18 protein-coding genes are annotated in these 20,024 nt (G+C 36.1%); 11 read left to right on the top strand and 7 right to left on the bottom strand.

The genetic code is table 11. The features are described from left to right. The first annotated feature begins 145 nt into the window (after positions 1-145). Together dacB and AC52CF_RS13750 are read left to right on the top strand one after the other, a co-directional pair. Positions 146-1,618 carry a D-alanyl-D-alanine carboxypeptidase/D-alanyl-D-alanine endopeptidase gene (dacB, locus tag AC52CF_RS13755; protein ID WP_214589185.1) on the top strand — a complete coding sequence of 491 codons (1,473 nt, stop codon included), beginning with the start codon at positions 146-148 and terminating at the stop codon, positions 1,616-1,618. 87 nt (positions 1,619-1,705) lie between these two features. Further along, positions 1,706-3,628, top strand: a complete 1,923-nt coding sequence (locus AC52CF_RS13750; RefSeq protein ID WP_214589186.1) for a M1 family metallopeptidase — start codon at positions 1,706-1,708, stop codon at positions 3,626-3,628. 156 nt (positions 3,629-3,784) lie between these two features. Here AC52CF_RS13750 and AC52CF_RS13745 read toward each other — a convergent pair whose 3' ends face one another. Then, the gene (locus AC52CF_RS13745) at positions 3,785-4,612 is read right to left on the bottom strand and encodes a cupin-like domain-containing protein (RefSeq protein ID WP_496518221.1); all 828 of its coding nucleotides are present in this window, start codon (positions 4,610-4,612) and stop codon (positions 3,785-3,787) included. A gap of 209 nt (positions 4,613-4,821) precedes the next feature. Here AC52CF_RS13745 and kbl point away from each other — a divergent pair, with 209 nt between their 5' ends. The 5 genes from kbl to gldG all read left to right on the top strand — a co-directional run bounded on the left by kbl (position 4,822) and on the right by gldG (position 9,723). Further along, positions 4,822-6,018, top strand: coding sequence for a glycine C-acetyltransferase (kbl, locus tag AC52CF_RS13740; protein WP_059136536.1), 1,197 nt, complete (start codon positions 4,822-4,824; stop codon positions 6,016-6,018). A gap of 176 nt (positions 6,019-6,194) precedes the next feature. Then, positions 6,195-6,677, top strand: coding sequence for a hypothetical protein (locus AC52CF_RS13735; RefSeq protein WP_123956658.1), 483 nt, complete (start codon positions 6,195-6,197; stop codon positions 6,675-6,677). 9 nt (positions 6,678-6,686) lie between these two features. After that, positions 6,687-7,235 (top strand): CopD family protein, encoded by a 549-nt coding sequence (locus AC52CF_RS13730; protein ID WP_496517271.1) that lies wholly within the window; start codon positions 6,687-6,689, stop codon positions 7,233-7,235. Positions 7,236-7,319: 84 nt separating this feature from the next. Further along, entirely contained in the window at positions 7,320-8,048 is a 729-nt protein-coding gene (locus AC52CF_RS13725) for an ABC transporter permease (RefSeq protein WP_087711056.1), read from the top strand. A gap of 4 nt (positions 8,049-8,052) precedes the next feature. Further along, entirely contained in the window at positions 8,053-9,723 is a 1,671-nt protein-coding gene (gene gldG / locus AC52CF_RS13720; protein ID WP_214591204.1) for a gliding motility-associated ABC transporter substrate-binding protein GldG, read from the top strand. A 31-nt stretch (positions 9,724-9,754) separates the two neighbouring features. On the opposite strand, the gene AC52CF_RS13715 is transcribed toward gldG, so the two are convergent. The 6 genes from AC52CF_RS13715 to AC52CF_RS13690 form a co-directional block, all read right to left on the bottom strand. Beyond that, positions 9,755-10,660: a TIR domain-containing protein gene (locus AC52CF_RS13715; protein WP_214589191.1), complete on the bottom strand. Its 906-nt coding sequence runs from the start codon at positions 10,658-10,660 to the stop codon at positions 9,755-9,757. A gap of 55 nt (positions 10,661-10,715) precedes the next feature. Further along, positions 10,716-11,630: a helix-turn-helix domain-containing protein gene (locus AC52CF_RS13710; protein WP_214589192.1), complete on the bottom strand. Its 915-nt coding sequence runs from the start codon at positions 11,628-11,630 to the stop codon at positions 10,716-10,718. Positions 11,631-12,783: 1,153 nt separating this feature from the next. Next, the gene (locus tag AC52CF_RS13705) at positions 12,784-13,623 is read right to left on the bottom strand and encodes an SDR family oxidoreductase (protein WP_214589193.1); all 840 of its coding nucleotides are present in this window, start codon (positions 13,621-13,623) and stop codon (positions 12,784-12,786) included. Positions 13,624-14,159: 536 nt separating this feature from the next. Further along, positions 14,160-14,981 (bottom strand): DUF2314 domain-containing protein, encoded by an 822-nt coding sequence (locus AC52CF_RS13700; RefSeq protein ID WP_214589194.1) that lies wholly within the window; start codon positions 14,979-14,981, stop codon positions 14,160-14,162. Between the two features lie 495 nt (positions 14,982-15,476). Further along, entirely contained in the window at positions 15,477-15,791 is a 315-nt protein-coding gene (locus AC52CF_RS13695) for a hypothetical protein (protein ID WP_250902120.1), read from the bottom strand. Positions 15,792-15,823: 32 nt separating this feature from the next. Further along, entirely contained in the window at positions 15,824-16,252 is a 429-nt protein-coding gene (locus AC52CF_RS13690) for a DUF4268 domain-containing protein (protein WP_076393214.1), read from the bottom strand. 140 nt (positions 16,253-16,392) lie between these two features. Here AC52CF_RS13690 and AC52CF_RS13685 point away from each other — a divergent pair, with 140 nt between their 5' ends. The 4 genes from AC52CF_RS13685 (at position 16,393) to AC52CF_RS13670 (ending at position 19,961) form a co-directional block, all read left to right on the top strand. Further along, entirely contained in the window at positions 16,393-16,800 is a 408-nt protein-coding gene (locus AC52CF_RS13685) for an RrF2 family transcriptional regulator (protein WP_076393217.1), read from the top strand. Positions 16,801-16,889: 89 nt separating this feature from the next. Then, positions 16,890-17,582, top strand: coding sequence for a phosphoadenylyl-sulfate reductase (locus AC52CF_RS13680; RefSeq protein ID WP_214589195.1), 693 nt, complete (start codon positions 16,890-16,892; stop codon positions 17,580-17,582). A 16-nt stretch (positions 17,583-17,598) separates the two neighbouring features. Then, complete coding sequence (gene cysD, locus AC52CF_RS13675; protein WP_214589196.1) at positions 17,599-18,507, top strand: sulfate adenylyltransferase subunit CysD; 909 nt, start codon at positions 17,599-17,601, stop codon at positions 18,505-18,507. A 212-nt stretch (positions 18,508-18,719) separates the two neighbouring features. Further along, positions 18,720-19,961 carry a sulfate adenylyltransferase subunit 1 gene (locus tag AC52CF_RS13670; RefSeq protein ID WP_214589197.1) on the top strand — a complete coding sequence of 414 codons (1,242 nt, stop codon included), beginning with the start codon at positions 18,720-18,722 and terminating at the stop codon, positions 19,959-19,961. Positions 19,962-20,024 lie beyond the last annotated feature (63 nt).

Below are 20,024 nucleotides of genomic sequence, written 5' to 3'. Positions count from 1 at the left end.
CTTTATACTCTTTTTATAATAGTCTACTGAACTGCCATACAACAATATTTTCTACATTTGATCGTTGATTATATGTTTGGTGTTTTCTATTTCAATTTAACCCGTTGATTTTTAAACCATCCAAACTATAACAAAAGTAAAATAGATGGTAAATTTCAGAAAGTATATTTCAGGTGTTGCGGTGCTGGCTTCAGGATTTTTTCTTGCACAGTCTACCGTTTCTACAGTTCTGTATTCTCCGGCTTACGACAATCAGAAGAGCAGTTTAAACTTACCTTCTCCCATCACTTCCATGGTGGAAAAAACTATTTTGTCGCCGAAAGAACTTGTAGACATTAATGTAAACACTATGATGACCGATCCTGTGCTGAAAAATGCAACTTGGGGATTCGTAGTGTACGACCCGAAAACGAAGAAAGTAATCTCTTCGTATAACGAAAATACTCCTTTGGTTCCAGCCTCCACAACGAAATTATTAACTACCGAAACAGCAATGAACATGCTAGGCGAAAGTTATCGTTGGAATACTCAGCTCGAATATTCAGGAACAGTGGATGAAAACGGAGTGTTAAACGGAAATCTTTACATCGTCGGAAGCGGAGATCCTTCTTTAGGAACCAATAAAGGCGGAGCTTGGGCTTACAGAGACATTATTACAGATTTCAAAGAAGGACTTTCTCGTGAGGGAATCAAAAAGGTAAATGGAGATATTATTATCCAGACAGCGCTTTTCAAAGGCAATATTTCGAAGCTTCCGGAAAATGTTGTGTGGTTGGAAAACAACAATTACTATTTGCCGGTGGGAACAACCAAAGAGATCAATCCTGCCAATGAAAAACTGATCGTAAAGAAAGGAAACAATTTTTCAACCGATAAAAAGTTTTTCTACGTTTCTCCGTACAACAATCAGATGGTGTATGCAGATAAATATGAAGGCGACGGAATTTTAACGACAAAATTACCCGATGCACCTGCTTTTCTTGCCAACTCTTTCAGAACTACTCTTGTAAAAAGTGGAATTTCTGTAACAGGAAAGGTGACTCCAAAAATGACGGATGCCAATCCTGAAGCTAGAAAGCTCGTTTCAGTATACAAATCTCCAACTTTAGCAGACATTATTTATTATACCAATCAGCACAGCGATAACGGTCTGGCTGAAGCGTTGTTAAAAACCGTAGGTTTTCAGAGTCTTGGAGATCAGACTACAGAATCCGGAAGAAAAGTAGTAACAGAGCATCTTAAAAACGGAGGATTTGATATGCTTGGATTAAATTATATCGACGGAAGCGGGCTTTCAAGAAGCAATAACGTAACGCCGATTGCTCAGGCAAAATTCCTGACTTCTTTAATGAATGAAAAATATTACAAAACGTATCTGAATTCATTGCCGATCGGAGGACAGTCCGGAACATTAAAAAGAATGTTCAACGGTCTTGGAAACGGTCAGGTTTTTGCAAAAACAGGAACGCTGAACAAAGTAAAAACGTTAGCCGGATATATGAAAACAAATACCGGAAAAACATTGGTTTTCTCTTTAATGGTTAACAATTATGCAGGCTCTGTAGATATGGTAAAGAAAAGAATGGAAAAAATTCTCGAACCAGCTTTAGATTTATAAATTGTTAAAATTTAATGAATATCAAAACCTTTTAATCAATGATTGAAAGGTTTTTTTATATCTTTGATATGTTATTTTAAATTGAATATGAAAAAGTTTTACTTTTTAGTTTTGAGTGTTCTGGCTTTTCAGCAATTAAGCGCACAAAACGAGAATATCGAAAGAAAAGCGATGGTGGAAAAGGAGATGAAATCTTTCGCTCACAAAATGGCTGTAGGAAATGTGAATCCTAATACACTGAATTACGATCTTCAATACCAAAGGCTGGATCTTACCATTAATCCGGCGGTGTATAATGTTTCGGGTTCCGTCACTTCTCATTTTAAACCGAATCAGAGTGTAAGCTCTATTTATTTTGATCTGGATAATCAGATGACGGTTTCGGGAGTGCAGTATCACGGAACGCCGCTTACTTTTCAACAGTTGTCTACCAAAGAACTGAAAATTAACTTTCAGTCTGCTCTTGCGGCGAATGTTCTGGATTCTTTAACAGTTACGTATTCAGGAGCGCCTTCATCAACCAACAACGCTTTTTTTAACGGAACACAGGGCGGAACTGCGGTTTTATCTACTTTAAATGAACCTTATGGAGCGCAGGACTGGTTTCCAACCAAGCAAAGTCTGAATGATAAAATTGAAAGAGTAGATATAAAAGTAACCACCCCTTCACAATATAGCGTTGCTTCCAACGGAAAGCCAATGTCTGAAACCATTTTAGGGAATGGTCAGAAACTGACGTTCTGGAGAACGCAGTATCCTACTGCAGCATATTTAATTGCACTTTCGATCACCAACTTTGTGAAACTTACGGATACGATGGGAAATCCTCCTTTTCCGTTCATTAATTATATATTTCCGGCAACTTCTACCAATACGACAAGTATGAGTAACATCGACTGGACAAAAACCGTGATGAATACTTTTGAAACGTACTTCGGGCCTTATCCTTTCCGAAATGAAAAATACGGGCATATGGAATTTCAGGCGGGGGGAGGAATGGAACATCAGACCATGTCATCGATGGCGGGATGGAGCAGAGGTCTCATTGCCCATGAGTTGGCTCACCAGTGGTTTGGCGACAAAGTAACCTGCGGAGCGTGGAATGACATCTGGCTGAATGAAGGTTTTGCCACTTTTGGAGAACATGTGGCGAATGAAAAATTGCTGATGACAAATACAGACTTTTTAAATTATCTGCTGACTCAGAAAAACTTTGTTACAGGTTCGCCAACAGGAAGTGTATATGTTGCTGATGCCAATCTTACCAGTGTAGGAACTATTTTCAGCAGCAGACTGTCTTATTCAAAAGGAGCTTATGTACTGAGAATGTTGAAATGGATTTTGGGAGATGCCGTATTTTATCAGGCAATTCAGGATTACCATTCCAGACCGAATTTGGCTTATAACTATGTAAGAACTCAGGATCTGAATGCGTCTTTATTAACGTCTACCGGAAAGGATTTTACAGAATTCTTCAACGACTGGATTTACGGACAGGGGTATCCTACGTATGACATCCGTTGGAAGCAGGTAGGAAATACCGTTACTTTCAGAGCATCTCAAACCCAGAGCAGTTCAACGGTAAGTTTCTTCGAAATGCCTTTACCGATCAAAGTAAACGGAACAGGAGGACAGGTTGCTTATTTTGCTTTAAACAATACGTCCAACAACCAGTATTTTACACAGACTGTGAGTTTTCCTGTAGCAAGTGTGGAATTTAACTATGAATATCAGATTCTGGACAGAAATTCTACGGTAACTCAGGATAACACATTGGGAACAGCAGATTTAATTAAAGAAGAATTTGCTTTATATCCGAATCCTGCTAAAAATGAACTGAACTTAAAAGGGATTACAAAACCTACAGATTTTACGATTTATTTCACAGACGGTAAATTAGTGAGACAGGGAATTTATCAGCCGGAGAAATCAATCAACATTTCAGAGTTGGTTCCGGGAACGTATATTTTTAAAATTAACGATAAGAATGTGAAGTTTTTAAAGAAATAATTTTTTACAGCATAAAGTCAAAACCTTCAGAATTTCTGAAGGTTTTTTGTTTAAAAATGGTTAAATGAAATGGGGTAAATAGGTATATAAAGATCTTTCTGAGGAAAATATCAAATAAAGTAGTTCCATAGTAATATATTTAAGGTTAATAATTCACTAAATCTGAAAGTTTTTTTGTTTTTTAATCGCGCGATTGGCTTTTCTTATGGCCTTTCTAACTTTAAAATCGAACCACTTTTCTTTGAATAAATTACGCATCGCATTATCAAAATTCCGGATCAGCACTAAGTTTTTAAAAACCCGCCATTTTTCCAGCCAGCTTGAAGGCAGAGCTCTTACAGAAACAGAATATCCTTCCGTTTCATACTGAATGTAATGCCACCATCCGGAAGGAATATAAAGCGTTTCACCAGGTTTTATAACAGCTTCATAACCGTTTATGTATTTCAGTCCCGGAAATTCTTTGAAATCTGGCTCTTTAATATTGGTGATGGAATGAAAGTTATAAGGCAGTTTATACAGTAAATCAGACTGTTCCCATGGAAAAAGCCAGATTCGTTTAATACCCTGAAACTGAGTTATGAAAACATGGGACATATCAATATCCACATGATTTCTTGTAACCGAACCTTCACCTCCGAAAAACATAAAAGGAAGCCATTTTATAATTTTTCCTTTTGTAACATCGTTGTAAATAATATCATTTTTTAATTCAGGTTTAATGTTTAATAAATTGAATAAAAAAAGACGATGTTCGGTAGGAGAGGAAGTTATAAGATCCAGATATTCTGAAAAAGTGCTTTGTCCGATTGGTTTACTGGCGATTCTGTCCAGAGATTCAATTTCACTTCCATAGATATTCACTTTATGTTCTCCGGCAATTTCTTTAAAATAGTCATAATTCCAATTTTTAAAAGCAGGACTTTCCGGAGCCGCAAAATCCTTTAAGACTACTGGCTTTGCAGGCTTTAGATAGGTTTTGATAAAATCCTCTGATGATATATTTTCAATTTTTGTACTGGTGATAGTCGCATTTTCTGATTTTATTCTGCAAATATAGCAATTAGTCTACTAAAATTATAGACTAATAGTTAAAGTAGTATGATTTTCTGCAGACATTGGGAATAAAAAAGAGAAATCCTGTTACTTTACCGCGATTTTATTAAATTAGCGCATCCTAAAAATTATTAGAAATGATCTCTAAAAAGTATCTTGAAAATTTACAGAACGAACTTCAGAATATTGAAAACGACGGACTTTACAAAAGAGAAAGAATCATCACTTCTCAGCAAAGTGCGGAAATAGAAGCGAACGGGAAAAAGCTGCTGAACTTCTGTGCCAACAATTATCTGGGATTATCCAATCATCCTGAAGTGATGAAAGCTTCACAGGAAATGATAGAATCTCACGGTTACGGAATGTCTTCGGTTCGTTTTATCTGCGGAACTCAGGATATCCATAAACAACTGGAGCAGAAAATTGCAGACTTTTTAGGTCTTGAAGATACCATTTTGTATGCTGCCTGTTTTGATGCGAACGGTGGAGTTTTCGAACCTTTATTTACAGAAGAAGATGCAATTATTTCTGATGAACTGAATCACGCTTCCATTATTGATGGTGTTCGTTTGTGTAAAGCAGCGAGATACCGTTACAAAAATAACAATATGGAAGATCTGGAAGCTCAGTTAATTGCAGCTTCCGAAAAAAATCACCGTTTTAAAATCATCGTTACAGACGGCGTTTTCTCAATGGACGGAATTGTTGCAGATCTGAAAGGAGTTTGTGATCTTGCCGACAAATACGATGCTTTGGTTATGGTGGACGATTCCCATGCAACAGGTTTCATCGGGAAAACAGGTCGCGGAACGCACGAAGCCAACGAAGTGATGGGTAGAGTGGACATTATTACTTCTACGCTTGGAAAAGCTTTAGGCGGTGCTTTAGGCGGATTTACTTCAGGTAAAAAAGAGATCATTGATATGCTGAGACAGCGTTCAAGACCATATTTGTTTTCAAATTCATTGGCTCCGGGAATCGTGGGAGCAGCTTTGAAGGTTTTGGACATGATTTCTGAAGATACTTCTCTTCGCGATAAAGTAATGGAAAATGCAGAATATTTCAGAGCGGAAATGAAATCTAAAGGTTTCGATATTCCGGATGGTGATGCTGCCATTGTTCCTGTAATGCTTTATGATGCGCCTTTGGCTCAGAAAATGGCTGAAAAGTTAATGGACGAAGGAATTTATGTCATCGGATTTTTCTATCCGGTGGTTCCGAAAGGAAAAGCGAGAATCAGAGTTCAGCTTTCAGCGGCACATACGAGAGAACATCTGGATAAAGCAATTGCTGCTTTTGAAAAAGTTGGAAAAGAATTGGGAGTAATTTCTTAATTAATACTATTAATGTAATGCTTCCACAAGTTCAGTGCGACAACGCTACGAAATGACTGTAAATAAAAGCTGTTAGTATTAGGATTGTCATGCTGAGCCTGTCGAAGCATCTTTTATAAAATTATATTTCCGAATCAAAAAGAATTTATTTTTAAAAATTATATAAAAACTTATCTTTGCGCATTATTTTTAATGAAATGTTTTTTAAATCCAAGTATATAATTGAATTTTCAAAACCAAAAGCGGAAATTTTAGATGATATAGATAAAAATTTATATAAGAAATTCTTTGATTGGAACAAGCGTTTCGCGGGAAAGGTGTCTGACAATAGTTTTGATGTTAAGTTTTTTCAGGATAAAATGTCTCCTTACTTTAAAGGGAGATTTGTTGGAAAAGAGAATAAACCGGAAAGTATCGAATTGACCGTATATTCAGATGTTTTTTCCATTTTTGGAAGCATATTTGAAATCGTGATTTTCTTGGGATTTGCGATTGCATTTTTTCTACAAGCATATTATTTATGGACTACCGCCATGGTTATCATTTATATTTTAATTGTTTTATCACATCGGGTTAGGATTAATAATGCAAAAGATAATTTTTTCGAATATTTAAAGAAACTGGATACATTTAGTAAGATTGTTGCTGTTAAAAAATAGAATTAATACATGCTTTACACCATAATAAAAGCGCTTCATATTATCTTCATGGTAAGCTATTTTGCGGGAATTTTTTATCTCGTAAGAATTTTTGTGTACTATAAAGATACCGATGAATTTGCGGAAGAAAAGAAGAAAATCCTCAGAGAACAATATACGTTTATGGCCCGAAGGCTCTGGAACATTATCACCGTTCCTGCCGGAGTAATCATGACGGTTTGCGGACTGACAATGATTTTCCTGAATTCCGGATTGATGAAAACACCATGGTTTCATTTAAAACTTACCTTCCTGATCGGTTTGGCGGTCTATCATTACTGGTGCTGGAAAAAAGTTTTAAAACTGAAGGAACTCAACGGAAGTACACTTGAAACCGCCAATATAAAACTGAGACAGGCAAATGAAATCGCTACTTTCATTTTGTTCCTTGTCGTTTTCACCGTGATTTTAAAAGCTCAGGTTATTGAATATTGGTGGCAATTAATCGCAGGATTTTTCGTTCTGGTATTTTTAATCATGATGACGGTGAAGCTGGTAAATAAGAATAAGAAAAAGTGAGATAATGGTGAATTGTGAATGGTAAGTTGTGGATTTTCCAACACCTAATTCCTGACACCTATTACCTAAACCCTAAATAAAACTATGATTGCAATTTTAAAAAAAGAACTTTGGAGCTACTTCGGAAACTGGAGCGCGTGGGTAATCATCGCGGCTTTCAGTCTGATCGCGACGCTGTTTCTGTTTTTTTTCGACAACGACTCCAACATTTTTGAGATCGGAATGGCTTCACTGCAAAGTTATTTCGTTCTGGTTCCTTGGTTACTGATGTTTATTATTCCCGCACTTTCCATGAAAACTTTTGCGGAAGAGCAGCAGACCGGAACCTTAAACTGGCTGTTTTCCCAACCGCTGAAAGTTTCAGATCTGGTTTTCGGTAAGTTTCTTTCGGTTTGGATCGTAGGAATTTTATGCCTGATTCCATCGTTAATTTACCTTTACACGGTTTATGTTTTGGGCGTTCCTGCCGGAAATGTAGATCTGGGAATGACGTTCGGAAGCTACATCGGCTTAATTATTTTAATTGCAGCATTTTCCGGAGTGGGAATTTTGGCGTCTTCGCTTTCCCAAAACCAGATTATGGCTTATCTGTTGGGCGTTTTCATGTGTTTCATCATGTATTTCGGGATCGAGCAACTGGCAAGTTACAAATTGTTGGGAGGCGCAGATTTTATTTTACAGAATGTAGGCTTTTACCAACATTTCTTAGGCTTTACAAGAGGGCTTATTGATTTTAAGGATGTGGCTTATTTTGCTTTAATTATCGGTGTTACATTAGTTTTGTCCAATCATTTCATTAATAAAAAGAAGTAGAATGATGAAGAAGATACAGTTCAAATCTCCGTTAGGAATTTTACTTTTCGTAGTGTTGCCATTGGTTATTATTCTTGTCATTTCAGGAATAAGATTGGATTTAACCAAAGAAAAAAGATATACACTTTCCGATAATACTGTTAAGGTTCTTGAATCGGTAAATAAACCTTTGGTAGTCGATGTTTATCTGGAAGGAGACTTTCCTGCAAGTTTCAAACAGCTTCAGAGCGAAACGAAATTTATGCTGGAAGAGTTCAGAAAAATTAATCCGAAGATTGATTTTAAATTCATTGATCCTATCAAAACCAAAATGTCTAAAGATACTCTGATGGCGATGGGAATGCAACCTTCCATGCTTCCGGACATCAAAGACGGCAAAGTTTCTCAGATCATGCTCTTTCCTTATGCGGTTGTGAAATACGACAAAAGGGGAGTTTCTATTCCTTTGGTCGTTCAGCAGACAGGAATTGATGCTGATCAGCAGCTTACGAAATCCATTGAAAATTTAGAATACAATCTGGTTTCAAACATTAAAAATATTGCGGCGCATAAAAGAAAGAAAATCGGGATTCTGGTGAATCAGGATGAGCTGAATCCAAGAGAATTTCAGGGATTTATGCAACTGGCAACGGAAAGTTATGATGCAGGTCCTATTATTCCTAAAAATCAGACCGAACTTACCATTGCAGATATTCCGACCTTAAAACAAATGAACGCTTTGGTGATCGCAAAACCAAGAAAAGCTTTCACAGACCGTGAAAAAGTAATTCTTGACCAATACATCATGAACGGCGGAAAAACGCTGTGGATGATTGATGCCGTAAATGCGGAAATGGATACGTTGATGAGGTCTCAAAAAGTGATGCCTTTTCCTGTAGACATCAATATGACGGACTTTTTCTTCAATTATGGAATCAGGATCAATCCGGCTTTGGTAAAAGATGTGAAGAAATTTGCGCTGTTGAGATTGGTAACAGGGGAAGTGAGTGGAAATCCGCAGTACACCAGTCTTCCGTGGCCGTATTTTCCTTTGGGAATTGCAGAAAGCAACAATCCGATTACTAAAAATATCAATCCTGTAAAGTTTGAGTTCCCGACTTCGATTGATACATTGGGCGGAAGAAAAAATATCAAAACGAACGTTCTTTTTGAATCCAGTGAAAGAACTTTATTGAAGCAGGTTCCGAATTATGTGGATCTGAAAGAAATTTCCAGTGTCGACAGTCTCGGACAAATGGAAAAACCAAGCACACCGAAGATTTATGCGGTGTCTCTGGAAGGAAAATTCAATTCTGCATATGCTTCCAGAATCGAAAGAAAATCCTACCCGAATTTCAAAAGTTCGAGCCCTGAAAATAAAATGATTGTGATCGCCGACGGAGACGTAGGAAGAAATAAAGTTCTGAAAGGAGAACCGCTTCCTTTAGGCGTAGATTTGCTTACTAACGAACAGTTTGGAAACGAGCAGTTCCTGAGAAATGCATTAGATTATCTTCTGGACGACAGCAATCTTATGGATCTCAGAAACCGAAACATCGAAGAAAGGCTTCTTGACCGACAGAGAATTACGGAAGAGAAAAACAACTGGCAATGGTTTAATTTGCTGCTTCCTTTAGTCATTATCGGTATTTTGGGAGGTTTGTTCTTCTGGCTGAGAAAGAAGAAATTTGGATAAAATAAAAAGAGAAGTTTTTGGCTTCTCTTTTTTAATAAGATATGATCTCTAAATATTTTCTTAAGCTACTTTCAATACTACTTTTCCCCATTATGGAATCCTCGTAAAACAGTGTTCTAAAACCTGAAACATCGAATGGTAATTTAGATCGTTTGTTTTTATCACATAATAAAATTGTAGGTTTATTAATTGCATGTGCATAACCTAATTCATAATATACATTTGGATTATCTGGAGTTATTTCAGCTATTATGATAGAACATTTAATTAAAGAATTTACAATATCGGCAATTATTGGTGTAGAAGTATAAAATTCGTCTGCTCTTTCGCATTCTAAGCCATATTCCTCACAAATTGGTTTTATAACCTCATTATATAATTTATTAAATTCATCGGAAAACTGCATTACTATAAATGCTTTGGGTTTTTTCATTGTAACTTTAAAATCTGTAATTTCAACTTCATTACTTGATGTTATGAAAAATTTTAGCTGTGCTTTTTTAATATATTGATTGGATTCGGCGATTTTTATATTATTTACATATAGTGTTAATAAGGAGCCAGTAACAATTATTTTTAATTTATATTCTTTGTCTAATTCCAAATTTTCAGGAAATCCAGATCCATTTTGCCATTCCCATCTTTTTGTTTTGTAATCATACTTTGTAATTCCAAATAATGAACCACTAGCATTCATTCCGATATTTAAATTGCCATATTCTTCTGTTTCTAGTACTATTTGACACAAAGCTTTAATTTCTTTAACTTTTATATTAAATTCGATAGAACCATTTTCAAAATCTACATCGCTATTTATAACAGAAGTTTGATAATATTCATTTCCTTCAGGATCTTTTGCTTTAGTTGGGATATAAGTAATTTTTGTTTCAGTAATTTTTGCTTGACCTGAAGTTACTAACCAATTAATGTCTTTCATATTAATATTTTTTCGGATACCAAATTTAAAAAATAAAAATTGAAAATTTGATTTCTCAATTAAACAACCTCCTAAACTCCCCTGGAGACTGATTCGTCTTCTGCTTAAATAACTTACTAAACGACTGCGGATGTTCAAAACCCAGTTCATACGCAATTTCACTTACGGATAAATTCGTTGTACTAAGACGTTCCTTTGCGAGAGTGATCAGTTTATTCTGTATGTGTTGCTGCGTGTTCTGCTGTGTATGGATGCGCAGTAAACTTCCCAGATAATTGGGTGAAATATTCAGTTGTTCGGCGATGGTTTTCACGGAAGGAATACCATGTTCTAGAAGATTTCCGCTGTTAAAATACTGCGAAAGAACTTCCTCAAATTTATCCAGCAATTCGTGACTGGATTTTTTTCTGGTGAAAAACTGTCTTTCGTAGAAGCGTTCAGAATAGATCAGGAATAATTCCAGTTGCGCAACAATAAGCTCCTGAGTAAATTTATCGATATTGTTTTGGTATTCCTTTTCAATATTTTTAAACAGTTCCACAATAGTTTTCTCTTCTTTTTCCGATAAAAAAAGAGCTTCGTTGATCTTATAACTGAAAAAATCGTACGATTTAAATTTTTTGATGAGCGAGGTTCCCCAGAGAAAATCGGGATGAATCAGCAAAAGATATCCGGTCGGTTCAAACTCAACATCTGGTTTCATCTCAATTCTTAGAAACTGCATCGGCGAAACAAAACACAGCACGCCCGAATCAAAGTCATATTCCTGCTGACCGTAATTGAACTTCGCGTTTACATTTCTTTTAAGCCCCACCGAATAAAAATTCTGGGTCCATTTCAGCTCCGTATCATTTACAGGATAGCGGACTTTGCTGTAATCAATTAAGCTGATCAGCGGATGATCCGGACTCGGCAGATTACAGAAAGCATGAAAATCGGAGATCGAATGAAAACGGAAGGTCTCTTTCATAGTAACGAAGTTAATTGTTTTTAGTGATTTTTATGAAATAAATGTTCTTTTGTTGCGACATAAGAGCCTGAAGCGTTAAGAAAATTAAAACATAATCCGTTAAAAAATTTCCGCTGTCTGAGCGCGGGTATAATCCATAACCGAAGAACAAATTTTGATTCGCGCGAGTTTTGGGAATTTTAGGATTACGTTTTAATTTTTAGCATTCAGGATCTAAGTCTTGAATTTTTGGTTCTTTTGTTTCAAGACAAAAGAAGTAAATTAATGCTGTAGAATTTGCTAAACGTTCATACTTTTACATTACCTGAGATACAAATCAAAAATGACTAAATCAGATGGCTTTTCCGACATAAGAGCTTGAAGCGTTAAGAAAATTAAAACGTAATCCGTTAAAAAATTTCCACTGTCTGAGCGCGGATATAATCCATAACCGAAGAACAAATTTTGATTCGCGCGAGTTTTGGGAATTTTAGGATTACGTTTTAATTTTTAGCATTCAGGATCTAAGTCTTGAATTTTTGGTTCTTTTGTTTTAAGACAAAAGAAATCAATCAATCCTAAATTGCTGTAGAATTTGATAAACGTTCATACTTTACATTACCTGACATAAATCAAAAATGTCTATATCAGGTCTATATCACATGGCTTTTCCGACATAAGAGCCTGAAGCGTTAAGAAAATTAAAACGTAATCCGTTAAAAAATTTCCACTGTCTGAGCGCGGTTATAATCCATAACCGAAGAACGGATTTTGATTCGCGCGAGTTTTGGGAATTTTAGGATTACGTTTTAATTTTTAGCATTCAGGATCTAAGTCTTGAATTTTTGGTTCTTTTGTTTCAAGACAAAAGAAATCAATCAATCCTAAATTGCTGTAGAATTTGCTAAACGTTCATACTTTACATTACCTAAATCAAAAATGTCTAAATCAGATGGCTTTTCCGACATAAGAGCCTGAAGCATTAAGAAAATTGAAACGTAATCCGTTAAAAAATTTCCACTGTCTGAGCGCGGGTATAATCCATAACCGAAGAACGGATTTTGATTCGCGCGAGTTTTGGGAATTTTAGGATTACGTTTTAATTTTTAGCATTCAGGCTCTAAGTCTTGAATTTTTGGTTCTTTTGTTTCAAGACAAAAGAAGTAAATTAATTCTAAATTGCTGTAGAATTTGCTAAAACCTCCCATTTCCTTGCATCTCCTGTAATCGCATCTACTTTATTGGTAAGAAATTCCATGGTTCCTACGCCTAAAAGGAAATGTACCGGCGGATTTTGCTCTTTGCTCAGCTGAATCAGAACATCTGCTGCTTTTACAGGATCATTCGGCTGGTTTCCGTTGATTTCGTCAAGATGTGCCTGTTCCGAACTTCTTGCCGCTTCATAAGCCTGAATAGGATTTGCCGGAGTTTTTACCGAATCTTTAGCCAAAAAATCTGTACGGAAATATCCCGGATAAATTACCGTTGCATGAATTCCGAAATCTTTTGCTTCTTCAGCCAAAGCTTCCGTAAATCCTGCCACAGCAAATTTAGTAGAGCAGTAAATTCCCCAACCCGGAAAATTTCCCGAAAAACCTCCGATAGAAGAAATATTGAAAATATTTCCCGATTTCTGCTCACGAAGATAAGGCATAGCATTTCTGATGACGTTTAAAGTTCCGAAAACATTCACCGCATAATTTTCTCTTGCTTCCTCATCGCTAAGCTCTTCCAAAGTTCCGATCTGTCCGTATCCTGCGTTGTTTACCACAACATTGATCTGTCCGAAATGCGCTGTGGTTTTTGCAATGGCAGATTTTACATCATTATTGTCCGTAATATTTACACTTAAGGGCAGAAAGTTTTCCGAAGTCTCTCCAAAAGCGGAAATTAAAGAATTCACGGTACGGCTTGTTGCAGCTACCTGAAATCCTTCAGACAATAATTTTTTAACCAGTTCAAATCCTAATCCTTTTGAAGCTCCTGTCACGAACCATACTTTTTTTGTTTCCATTTTTAAATATTTTTTGTTGTTAAATGATGGTACAAAGATGGAAAGTTGTGCAGTAGGAAATGTAGCCGAATCAGGAAAGAATGTATTCAGATCGTGGATGGCAGAAAACAAAAAAGAGAAACGGGAAAGTTTCTCTTTTATATACTAATCGTGAGTTCGATGTAAAATCAGGATAAAATATCAATAGGAATTGACTGTAGCACATTTTATAGGATGTTTAAACTTAATGGTTATAACCATCGCAAAGGCGCAAAATATTCATTAAATATGGTCTCTTCCTAAGACGCAAAGATTTTATCTTCGATAAAATTAAGTATCAATCCTTATTGAAAATCTTTGATTTTCTTGCGCCTTAAAGACTTGAGATTAATAAAAATCTTGCGTCTTTGCGTTTTCCAACAAGAATATTTTATTTTTTAAAAGTTTAAACAAACTCAATTAAAAAACAATTAGCTTTAGCCAAAAACTTATACTTAATTTCGGTTAAAATTAATTTTCAATCTTCTAACATCAAACTTACTTTAATTAAGATAAAATCAATTTTCCAAAACAGGAATAATATGTTCCCAATTCAGTTGTCGGGCAAAGTCCAAAGCTGTTTTTCCGGATTTTGTCTTTAAATTTTTATCACCTCCTGCTGCAAGAATCACTTCCACAGAACTTAGATTTCCGGCAATTGTTTCCGCATGAAGCATAGAGTAGCCGTTACTATCCTGACCTGTAATCTCATCCGGATTTTCGCTGACGAATTTTACCAGCTCTTCCTTCATGTTTCTGCTCATCGGATGCTCCACAAGATTTTCAGGATGCTCTTTCTGTTCATAGACAATTTCAATATCATTAAAATCTCCGAAATCCATTTGCCACGCATTATCGTGTGCTTTTCTTTCCGCCGGAGACATATCCGAACGCATTTTCTGGATTGTAAATCCGCCATAAGCTTTCGGAGGAAGAGACTCTGCAGAAGATGAAAACAGTTTTGAAAGTCCTTTCGTTTTTTTTGCGCGTTGCGGCATGGCAAAAAGCCAGTCGCTGATTTCGTTTACAGGAATTTCCACATAATCTCCGACTTCAACATTGGTGAGTTTATTCGGTTGGTTGATGAGGTAGCCTTTGATAAGATCGCCATCGAAATTGATGTCATTGATCCACATATGTTCTACAATAGGTGAGTCTGAATAAGGATCTTCCTGAGAAAAAGCTACTTTCACACATGAAACACTCAGTGCCGGAATAATTCTTCTGTATTCCCAAGATTGCTCTCTCCAGAAATATTTAAAGGTTTCCTGCGCTTTTTTATAAGCTTTAGACATTTCAGGATCTGCTGCGTCTGCGAAAAATATTTTATTTTCTGACATTTTGTTTTAATTATTAGTTTTTATTTTGCTGAAAATTTATTCTGTTATTTTTATTTTGACCAAAATACAGAAAAATATAAGAACAGAAGGTTGAATTTTATACAAATCTGTTTAAACTTTTTATTTAACCGCAAAAGCCGCAAAAGATAAAGTAAACGTCTATTTAAAGTTGTGATTATAAATAAGAAGATAACAACAGTTTTTAAAAATCTTTGATTTTTATTCTTTTAAGCGCTTTGATTATTCTTGAAATTCGCTTTATCATTATCTTTTGCGGTTAACTCTGAATTAGTTTAAATCACAAGGTTAAAAATATTTAAGCGGTTTCCGATCCTGATTTGAATTAAAAATTCACGATTCACCTTGACACAAAACTAGCCTTTGAAATCTATTTTCAAGCTTCGAACAGCAAATTTCATTTGCCTTTGCCTTCTCAAAATTGTATTGGTAAAAATAATATTTGCGTTTAAAAAAAATCCAAATTGAGAAAAGTCCTTAAATTTTTCTTTTGTTACCGCATTTCGGGCAGAATGTAGCAGTTTCCGTTCGGTAAGGTTTTCCGCAGTTTTCACAGTCAGGACCATACATATCAATGAAATGATGCATGATGGCATTAGGATTTGTTTCTTCAAAACCGGTTAAATTATTGTAATAATCCAGCAGTTTTTTGAAATTTTCATTTAAAGGCTTTTTTCTGGTTGTTTTAAATTCCTGAAATCCTTCAGCTAATAATTTCGAAGCGATTTTTCCCTCTTCTTCATCAAGCATGGGAACATCCATTCTGCACCTCCAGCAATATCTTATTTTCATGATATGTTTTTTTATCCTTTAAGAACTATTCACTAAACATCCTTTATAAAATCCTCATATTCATAATAAAACCGCTCGAAGCCATCCATTTTTTCAACAAAAAATTCAAAAGCTTCCCTCCATGTATTTTTATTGAAAACAGAAATGCCGTGCTTTTCAACCCAGATTCGGCTGATAACTTTTCCGTTTTCCAGCGTATAAAATTCTTCCTTGTGAAAATCGCCGATAAAATCCTTCAGAATGTCTTCCAGTGACCATATTTTGTTGTAGTACGCATCTCTGAAAACTTCATCCTTCATTTCGATATCCAGAGAAACTTCCGCTTTTTTCTTATCCGCATAAAATTTAAACGACATATCCTTGATTTTGGTATCATACAAAATCCATTTTCTTGGAAAAGACTTTCCGAAAGCCGTCCAAAACTCTTTCTTTAACTGCTGTGCTTCCTGTTTACTGAACATAACGCAAATTTAGGGATTTTGCATGGAAGAAGGAAGTACGAAGAAGGAAGTAATACGGTCTCTGAAAACTCCCAGCTTCCATCTTCTAACTTCCAGCTTCCCTATTACATATATCAAACAATTTTCTTATTTTTGTAGTAATGCTGTCTAAAAAATCTCAATACGCTTTCAAGGCACTGTCATATCTTGTAGAAAAGAGAAATGACGGACCGATTCTTATTTCCGAAATTGCCGAACACAAGAAAATTCCTTTAAAGTTTCTGGAAAATATCCTGCTTGAGCTTAAAAAAGCGGACATTCTCGATAGCAAAAAAGGAAAAGGAGGGGGCTATTTCTTCAAAGAAAATCCGGAAAATGTAAAGCTGGCGAAAATCATTCGTCTCGTTAACGGACCCATTGCTCTGCTTCCTTGCGTAAGTTTAAACTTTTATGAAAAATGCGACGACTGCAGTGAAGATCATTGCGGTCTTCACGACGTTCTGATTGAAGTTCGCGACGCTTCGCTGAATATTCTGGAGAAAAGAACGTTAATGGATTTGGTGGATTAATCAGATCCTTTTTTTTAAAATAATTAGTCTACTTTTTTGGTAGGATAATTATTTTATCTGATATTTGCATTACTTCAAATGAACAAAATATGATTTCAAAAGAAGATGCAGAGTTACTGAAACAGCTTTCCGCAGAAGAGGGACTGAAATTTATTTCTTCAAAAATTTCGGAAGGGGTTGTTTTCTCCACCTCACTCGGACAGGAAGATCAGGTAATTACAGATATGATTTTCAAAAATCATCTGCCGGTAAAAGTCTTCACGCTTGATACTGGAAGACTTTTTTACGAGCACTACGAATTGCTTTCCCAAAATAATTCCCGATACAAAACAAAAACGGAAGTCTATTTTCCGGAAAGTTCCGACGTGGAAAAATATGTGAATGAAAAAGGAATCAATGCATTTTATCATTCTGTAGAAAACCGAAAAGAATGCTGTTTTATCCGTAAGGTTAAACCTTTAAACCGCGCATTGGAAAATGCAAAAGTCTGGATTACAGGATTACGTTCCGAACAATCTGAAAACAGAGAAAATATGCCGGTTATAGAATGGGATGAAGATCGTAAACTATACAAATACAATCCTTTAATTCACTGGAATTACCAGAATGTTTTAGATTATCTGAAAGAAAATAAAGTTCAGGAATTGTCTTTACACAAAAAAGGATTCATCAGTGTCGGTTGTCAACCCTGTACAAGAGCAATCGAAGAAGGAGAAAATCCGCGCGTTGGACGATGGTGGTGGGAAAGTTCACAGAAAGAGTGCGGTCTGCATTCTCATTAATTCAAAAAAATAAAAAATGACGACACATACGTTAGACTATCTGGAGCAGTTGGAAGCAGAAAGTATCTACATTATGAGGGAAATTGCTGCTCAGTTTGAAAAACCTGCACTGCTTTTCAGTGGCGGAAAAGATTCTATCACTTTGGTTCATCTGGCAAAAAAAGCTTTTGCTCCGATGAAAATTCCTTTTCCGTTGGTTCATATCGATACAGGACATAACTTCCCTGAAGCATTGCAGTTCAGAGATTATTTAGCAGAAAATATCGGCGCGGAACTGATTGTAAGAAAAGTGGAAGATACCATCAAAGCTAAAAATTTAACCGAACCGAAAGGGAAATTTGCTTCCAGAAACTGGCTGCAAACCCACACTTTATTAGATACGATTGAAGAATTCGGGTTCGATGCATGCATTGGCGGAGCGAGAAGAGACGAAGAAAAGGCCAGAGCCAAAGAACGTTTTTTCTCTGTGCGGGATGAATTCGGACAGTGGGATCCGAAGCTGCAGCGTCCGGAATTGTGGAACATCTACAACGGAAGAATCAACAAAGGTGAAAACGTAAGAGTTTTTCCGATTTCGAACTGGACGGAGCTTGATGTCTGGAATTATATTAAAAAAGAAAATATCCAGTTGCCATCCATTTATTTTGCACATGACCGTGAGGTGATTGAATATGACGGACAGTTAATTGCAGTATCGGATTTTATTCAGATTGATGAAAATGATACAATTGTTAATAAAAAAGTCCGTTACAGAACCGTCGGAGACATGACCTGTACCGCCGCAGTAGAAAGCACTGCCGAAACTTTGAATGAGGTTGTGAATGAAATCACCGCATCCAGAATTTCTGAGCGCGGCGAAACCCGAATCGATGATAAAGTGACGGAAGCTGCGATGGAAGACCGGAAGAAAGGAGGTTATTTTTAGGCTGGAAGTTGGAGGCTGGAAGATGGAAGATGGAAGATGGACGTTTTGTAGTAAGTTTTCAGTCTTAGCCTTAATCCCAACCTTTATATTTAGGCTGGAAGTTGGAAGATGGAAGCCAGAAGTTTTTGTAGTAAGCCTTTAATCTTAACCTCAACCTTATCCTTAACCTCACTCTCAACCTCACTCAATTACTCATCATTAATAAAACAAAAGTGGACATATTAAGATTTATCACTGCAGGAAGCGTAGACGACGGGAAAAGTACCCTGATCGGAAGACTTCTGTACGACAGTAAAAATATATTGATCGATCAGCTTGAAGCACTCGAAAAACAGTCAAAAAATAAAAACGAAAACGGAGTAGACCTTGCTATTTTAACGGATGGTTTAAGAGCAGAAAGAGAGCAGGGAATTACCATCGATGTTGCGTACCGCTATTTTTCGACGCCGAAAAGAAAATTTATTATTGCGGATGCACCGGGACATATTCAGTATACAAGAAATATGATTACGGGAGCTTCTAATTCGCAACTGATTGTTATTCTGATTGATGCAAGACAGGGCGTGATTGAACAGACAAGAAGACACTCCATTATTGCGTCTTTATTGAAGATGAAAAATGTGGTGGTCGCCATCAATAAAATGGATCTCGTTGAGTATTCTGAAAAAGTTTTTAAAGATATAAAAGCTCAATATGAATTGGTTGCAGAAAAACTAGGGTTAAAAAATGTAAATTATTTCCCGATTTCGGCATTTCATGGCGACAATATTGTTGAAAGATCAGAAAATATGACTTGGTATGAAGGTTCTACGCTGTTGGATTTCCTCGAAACGGTTGAAATCAATTCAGATCAAAACTTTCAGAGTCCGAGATTTCAGGTTCAGTATGTCATTCGTCCGCAAACGGAGGATCTGCACGATTACAGAGGTTACGCAGGAGAAGTTCTTTCAGGAATTTACAAAAAAGGTGACGAAATTACGGTACTTCCTCAGAATATTCAGACTAAAATTTCAAAAATAGAAACAGGGGGAAAAGAGGTGGAATTCGTTTTTGCCAATCAGCCCGCTATTCTGCATGTTGAAGATGATATTGATATCAGCAGAGGCGATTTTTTAGTAAAAACTGAAAGCCTTCCGAAAGTTGAAAACGAAATTGAAGCCGTTGTCTGCTGGCTGGATAAAAAGGAATTAAACGAAGGAAACAAATATTTTATTCAGCACAAGAGCAAACTTTTAAAAGCGATTATCAAAGAAATCGAATATAAAATAGACGTTAATACTTTAGAAAAAACGCCGGTTTCTGAAAGCATAAAATTAAACGAAGTCGTAAAAATCCGTTTAAAAACAGCTTCACCCCTGGTTTTCGACAGCTTTGAAGAAAGCAATGCAACAGGCAACGCTATATTGATCGACGAGACAGGCAATTCAACGGTGGGAGCCGTAATGATTTTATAAATTAAACAAACATAATCTGAGTCATTTAGGAAAGATTTAAAAAGGTAAGTTGATTTAAAGTGA

The organism is Chryseobacterium sp. 2P (assembly GCF_059579425.1).
Note: the sequence above shows the minus strand (reverse complement) of the source record. Positions and strands in the feature narration are given on the sequence as shown.